This is a genomic window from Mycobacterium sp., assembly GCF_019243155.1.
GTDB lineage: Bacteria > Actinomycetota > Actinomycetes > Mycobacteriales > Mycobacteriaceae > Mycobacterium.
The window spans coordinates 1-5814 of the sequence record NZ_JAFAUS010000041.1 but is presented as its reverse complement, the minus strand read 5'-3'; the positions used below and the strand labels follow the sequence as shown (position 1 = coordinate 5814).

The 5814-nt window shown below is 67.3% G+C and carries 4 protein-coding genes and 2 pseudogenes; 2 read left to right on the top strand and 4 right to left on the bottom strand.

The window, feature by feature from the left end; genetic code table 11:
* From JOZ00_RS02110 to JOZ00_RS02095, 4 genes and pseudogenes are all read right to left on the bottom strand, one after another.
* Nucleotides 1-194: pseudogene (locus JOZ00_RS02110) on the bottom strand (DUF4333 domain-containing protein); the annotation flags it as partial.
* Between the two features lie 92 nt (nucleotides 195-286).
* Nucleotides 287-1615, bottom strand: a complete 1329-nt coding sequence (locus JOZ00_RS02105) for a deoxyribodipyrimidine photo-lyase (RefSeq protein WP_293338994.1) — start codon at nucleotides 1613-1615, stop codon at nucleotides 287-289.
* A 15-nt stretch (nucleotides 1616-1630) separates the two neighbouring features.
* Nucleotides 1631-2110 carry a TspO/MBR family protein gene (locus tag JOZ00_RS02100; protein ID WP_293338991.1) on the bottom strand — a complete coding sequence of 160 codons (480 nt, stop codon included), beginning with the start codon at nucleotides 2108-2110 and terminating at the stop codon, nucleotides 1631-1633.
* Nucleotides 2107-4200, bottom strand: a complete 2094-nt coding sequence (locus JOZ00_RS02095) for an MMPL family transporter (RefSeq protein ID WP_293338989.1) — start codon at nucleotides 4198-4200, stop codon at nucleotides 2107-2109. The genes JOZ00_RS02100 and JOZ00_RS02095 overlap by 4 nt, the downstream gene beginning before the upstream one ends.
* 193 nt (nucleotides 4201-4393) lie before the next feature.
* Between JOZ00_RS02095 and fni the strand changes: the two genes are divergently transcribed.
* Both fni and JOZ00_RS02085 read left to right on the top strand, forming a co-directional pair.
* On the top strand, nucleotides 4394-5419 hold the full coding sequence (fni, locus tag JOZ00_RS02090; RefSeq protein WP_293338997.1) for a type 2 isopentenyl-diphosphate Delta-isomerase: 1026 nt from the start codon (nucleotides 4394-4396) through the stop codon (nucleotides 5417-5419).
* A gap of 11 nt (nucleotides 5420-5430) precedes the next feature.
* Nucleotides 5431-5814, top strand: a pseudogene (locus JOZ00_RS02085) (glycosyltransferase); the annotation flags it as partial.

Here is a 5814-nt window from a genome sequence, read left to right as displayed (position 1 = left end):
GGCGTCGGTCAGCTTGGAGGTGATCTGGCCGGCGACGTCGCCCTTGCTCACCGTGTGCGACGACCCGACCGAACACGAGCAGGCGCCCACGCTCGCCAGCAGGCCGGCAGCGGCGCCGGAAACCAGCAACGTCCGAACGATCGAATGGGTCACATCGCCTCCCGAGCAGCATGAACTGTGAACTGGCCGATAATGGCACGCCGCACAGCCGGCGGCGCGGTGATTCAGCAAACGTTCACGGAAACAGCGTCGGCGTTGCTGGCGAGGGAGTGATCACGCGTGTGGCTCAGATGTTTTGAAAGCGCCGCAGCGCCTCGGACCGCTCGGCACCGTGGTCGACGATCGGGTCAGCGTAGTCGCCTGGGCGGTCACCCTTTCGCAGGTGCACGTCGTCGGCGGAGCGCAGTTCGGGCACCCAGCGGCGGATGTAATCCCCGGCGGGGTCGAACTTCTCGCTCTGCGTGATCGGGTTGAAGACCCGGAAGTAGGGCGCAGCGTCGGTGCCGCACCCCGCGCACCACTGCCATCCGTGCTGGTTGTTTGCCATGTCACCGTCCACCAGCTGGTCCAGAAACCATTCGGCGCCCCATTGCCAGGGCAGGTGAAGGTCTTTGACGAGAAACGATGCGACGATCATGCGCACCCGGTTGTGCATGAAGCCGGTCTCGCGCAGCTGCCGCATCCCGGCGTCCACCAGAGGAAAACCGGTTTCGCCGGCCTTCCAAGACTCGAAGCGACGCTTCGCCTGGGCGCCTGTATCGGTCTCGATGCTGTCGAACTGGCTGTTCCAGTTGCGCCACGTGCTGGTGGGGGAGTTATGCAGCACGTCGGCGTAGAAGTCGCGAAATGCCAACTCGCGCAGGTACGCCTGCGCCCCGGCGCCGCGCAGGTTGAGATCGGCGACCAAGGTGCGGGGGTGGATGGTGCCGAACTTCAGGTGTGCCGACATTCGGCTGGTGCCCTTCAGATCGGGCCTGTTGCGGTCCTCGTCGTAGCGTTGTAATCCGTTGTCTACGAACGACTTCCAAGCTTCACGCGCCCCCCTCTCGCCGGCGGCGAGGTCGAGCTCGGCACCCGGGTCGGGAATCTTGGCCTGTTTGACCGACAGCCCTGCCGGGTCGAGCCAGCGCGCGGACTTGGCGCTCGATTCGGCCGGGGCCCGCCAGCCGATTTCGCGCCATTGCCGCAGAAACGGTGTGAACACCTGATACGGCGTGCCGTCCTGTTTCGCAACCCGGCCGGGCGAGACCAGATACGGCGACCCGGTGGGTACCAACGGGACGGAATCCAGTGCGGCGCGCACTCGTTCATCGCGGCGCTTGCCGTACGGCGCGAAATCTTCGGAGATGTGCACCGCCGACGCGTCGATCTCTTTGGCAATGCGGGGAATCTGCTTCTCGGGCCGGCCCCGGGCCACCAGGAGTCGACCATCCAGATCGTCGCGTAGCTGCCGCAGCGAGTCGCCCAGGAATTGCATTCTGCGCCGGCCGGACGACGCCTCCAGCCGTGGGTCGAGCACGAAGCAGGCGAGCACGTCGTCGTTCTCGGCGGCCGCGCTCAGCGCCGGGTGATCGCGCAGCCGCAGATCGCGGCGAAACCATAACAGTGTCGGCATGATCGGCTGGTTTCCTCAGCGGTTGAGGCGCCAAACGTGCGTGGCCAGAACAGTTGCGAAGGCGCACCACAGCGGGTACGGGGTAAGTGCCCGGCCGGCCCGCGGGTCGGCCTGCGCGGCCCGGCGGACGAGGTCGGCGCTGCTGGCGGTCAGCGCCGCCGCCCCGACCGCGGACGCACCCAGCTTGTGGTATCGGAAGAAGAGCCAACTCCAGCCGGCGTTGAGAAGCAGGTTCACGCCGAGCGCCGCGGCGTACCCGCGCGCCTCGTCATGCCTTCCCGCGGTGCGAAACCGGTCGAGCGCCACCGCGGAGGTGGCCGCAATGTCGGCGTAGAGGGTGGTCCACACCAACGGGAATGCGATCTTCGGCGGCTGGTATGCGGGCTTGCGAAGAAGGGCATACCAGACCGGAATCGCCCTGCTGCTGGCGATGCTTCCGGTTCCGGCGGCGGTCGCGACGGCGAGCGTCGTCGCGGCCGGGATGAACCTGTTCACGGGGTGCTCCATTCTCGGATCGAATGTTGTTGACTTGAATCATCTTTGGGGCTATCGGGGCGGGTTGGCCACCAGATGCGGTCACCGATGAGGGCGAACAGCGCGGGGATGACGAGGGTGCGAACGACGAAGGTGTCGAGCAGGATTCCCAGGCCGACGATGATGCCCAGCTGGGTGAGTACGATCAACGGCAACACCCCGAGCACGCAGAAGACTGCAGCCAAAACTATTCCCGCACTGGTGATTACGCCGCCAGTGACCGATACCGCGCGCACCATTCCCGCTCGCCCGCCGTGCTGTGCGGCCTCTTCGCGAGCACGGGTGACCAGGAAGATGGTGTAGTCGACGCCGAGGGCCGCCAAGAACAGGAAAGCGAACAGCGGCGTGGTGTTGTCCAGTGCGGGGAAGCCGAAGACGTGCATGCTGGTCCAGCCGCCGATGCCCAGGGCGGCCAGGGCGCCGAGAATCGTTGCTGCCAGCAGTGTTGGCGGCGCGAGGACCGAGCGCAGCAGCGCAGACAGGACGACCACGATCACGGCCAGGATCGCGGGAATCAGCAACGTCCGGTCATGGGTGGCGGCGTCCCGGACGTCGAGCGCTTGCGCGTCGGGCCCGCCCACCAGCGCGCCCGAGTCGACCGACCTGGTCGAATTGCGCAGCGCGGCAATGGTACTGAATGCGCGACCGGATGACGGCGGCGCGTCGATCACTACCGACCACTTCGTCAGTCCGGCATCCGACCGGCCGGACTCGGTCACCGAGACAACACCGCGCGTGGCCGCGATCGTGCGCGGGATCTCCGCATCACGGTCGCTGGAGGCGATGACCAGTGTCGGATTGGCGAAACCGGCCGGATAATGCGCGGCCACAACGTCATAACCCGAGACCGAGTCCGCGCGAACCCGGAACTGCTCGGTCTGCGACAGCCCGATCCGGGTTCCGAAGAGGCCGGTGGCAAGCGCCGCCAGCACCGTGATCGCAACCACCGCCACGAGTGCCGGTCGTCGGTCCACCCATTCCGCCACCCGCTGCCAGCCACCGGAGTACCCGGCCGCGTCGTCGTCGGGATGGGGGATGAAGGGCCAGAACAGTCGCCGCCCGCAGACCGCCAGCAGGGGCGGCAGCACCACCAGCACCGAGATGGCGGCGACCAGTATCCCGCACGCGGCCAAAGCGCCCAGGCTGCGGGTGCTCGGAGTCGAGGCGAACAACAGGGTGAGCAACGCCAGCACGACGGTGGCGTTGCTCGCGACGATCGCGGGCCCCGCCATCCGCACCGCCTGGCGCAAGGCGTCACGGTGCTCGTCATGGCGCCGAAGCTCGTGGCGGTACCGGGAGATCAGCAGCAGCGCATAGTTGGTGCCCGCACCGAAAACCAGCACGCTGGTGATCCCGGACGTGGCGCCGTCGAAGCTCAGCCCGGTCAGCGATGCGACCGCGGTGCCCACCGCGGCCGCGACACGATCGGCGAATCCGACGACGAGCAGCGGCGCCAGCCACAGCACCGGCGACCGGTAGGTGGCGATCAAAAGGAGCGCCACCACGGACGCCGTCACGGCGAGCAATGTCACGTTGGCGTTGGTGAACGCGTTGGCGATGTCGGCGCCGAACGCCGGCCCGCCGGTGATGTGAGCCCGCAGGTCCGCCGGCAGCCCGGTGTCGGCGGCCTTGCGCAGTGCGCTCACTGTTTCGCTCAGGGGCAGACCGGACAGCTTGGCGCTGACCTGCACCACGGCGAGGGCCGCCTTGCCGTCATGCGATACCAGTGCCGGCGCCGCGGCCGGTCGTGCCACCGCCTGCGTCCGGTCGCGCGCCGCCTGGGCGGCGGTGACGTCGGAGGGCGTCAGCATCGCGCCGTCTGTGCGGCTGATAACCAGAATCAGCATGGCCTGGTCGCCGCCGGGGAACTTGCGTACCAGGGCGTCGACTCTGGCCGATTGCGAATCATTGGGCACCGTCGTCGGCGCCTGGCCGGCCGCGGCATTTTCGCCGATCAGCACCATCGAGCCGATGCCCAGCAGCACCGCGGCCAGCGCGAGCAGCCACGAACGCCGTCCGGTCACAGCACCGGCGAAAGTGTCCCACACCACGAAGGCAAGCCTTTCAGTAAATTAAACATTAATCTAGTTAAATGACGAATCGGCACGCAACGGAGCCGGTGGTCCGCGGCGAGGCCGCACGTGGGCATGTATACCCCGCACGAGGCACTATGGATCGTGTGGGCAGGGAGACGTTTATGGCTCGTCGCAGAAGGGGGCAGCGGTGACCACCGAGGGCGGCAAGATGACGACCCGCAAACGCAGGCACATCGATGTGTGCCTCGGCGAGCAGGTCAGCTACGTCGGTGTCACTACGGGGCTGGAGCGCTATCAGTTGCCCTACAACGCCCTGACCCAGACCAGCCTTGGCGATATCGACACGTCCACCAAGTTTTTGGGCGCGAACCTGCGGTTCCCGGTGCTCATCGGGGCGATGACCGGCGGCGCGGAGTTGTCGGGGACAATCAACCGCAATCTGGCCGCAGCCGCGCAACAGCTGGGCGTCGGCATGATGCTCGGCTCGCAGCGCATCATGCTGGACAGCGCGCTGGGGGAGCGCGCCGCCGACAGCTTCACCGTTCGTGACGTGGCACCAGATGTCTTGCTGTTCGGCAACATCGGTTTGGCTCAGCTGACCAAATCGACGGTGCCCGACATCGCCAAAGCCCTCGACCGGGTGGGCGCGGATGCGCTTGCTGTGCATACCAATCCGTTGCAGGAAGCAATGCAGCACAACGGGGACACCGACTTCTCCGGCTCGCTGGACCGGCTGCGAGAGGCGGCCGACGCGATTGACTACCCGCTGCTGCTGAAGGAGGTCGGTCACGGCATCGGCGGTGTGGCCGTCGCGGAACTCGCCTGCGCCGAAGGCGACTTGCCGGTCGCGGGGATCGACGTCGCCGGCGCCGGTGGCACCTCGTGGTCACGGGTCGAGCAGTTGGTCCGCTACGGCGAACTGCGCCACCCGGAGCTGGCCGACTGGGGAATCCCGACCGCACAAGCCATCGTGGAGGTGCGTGAGGTGTTGCCCGAGATTCCGTTGGTGGCTTCCGGTGGCATCCGCACCGGCATGGACGCGGCCAAGGCGATCGCGTTGGGTGCCGACGTCGTGGCGGTGGCCCGCCCGATGCTGCCCGCTGCAATCGAATCTGCGGACGCCGTTGTCGATTGGCTGCAGCCTTTCATCGACGAGCTTCGGGTCTGCCTGCATGGCTGCGGTGCCGCCAATCTGTCGGACCTGCGCGACGTCGGCGTCCTGCCGAGCTCGTAATCTCTCGCGTCGTGGCTGTGATCTTGGCGTACGGCTCGCCGGCCCTGGGCCATCTGCTCCCGGTCGGCGCGCTGTTGCGTGAGCTCGTGCGGCGGGGCCACGAGGTTCACCTGCGCACCATGTCAGCCGGGCTCGCGACGATGCGTGGGGTCGGCGTGCAGGCCGAACCCGTCGACCCGAGGATCGAGGCGATCGTCGGTGAGGACTGGCAGGCCCGAAACGCGTTGGAAGTCCTCAAGTTATCGATCGACGTGCTGTGCCGGCGCGCGGTGCTCGAAGTCGAGGACCTGCGGCGCGCGGTCGAGGCGGTTCGACCGGACGCGATCATCGTCGACGCGAACTGCTGGGGCGCTCTGTCGGCCGCGGACGCCGGAGACATTCCCTGGCTGCTCTTT

What these genes read in the sequence shown, in the direction of transcription:
- JOZ00_RS02105 (WP_293338994.1), bottom strand. Translation starts at nt 1,615, where the DNA reads ATGCCGACACTGTTATGGTTTCGCCGCGATCTGCGGCTGCGCGATCAC.
- fni (WP_293338997.1), top strand. Translation starts at nt 4,394, where the DNA reads ATGACGACCCGCAAACGCAGGCACATCGATGTGTGCCTCGGCGAGCAG.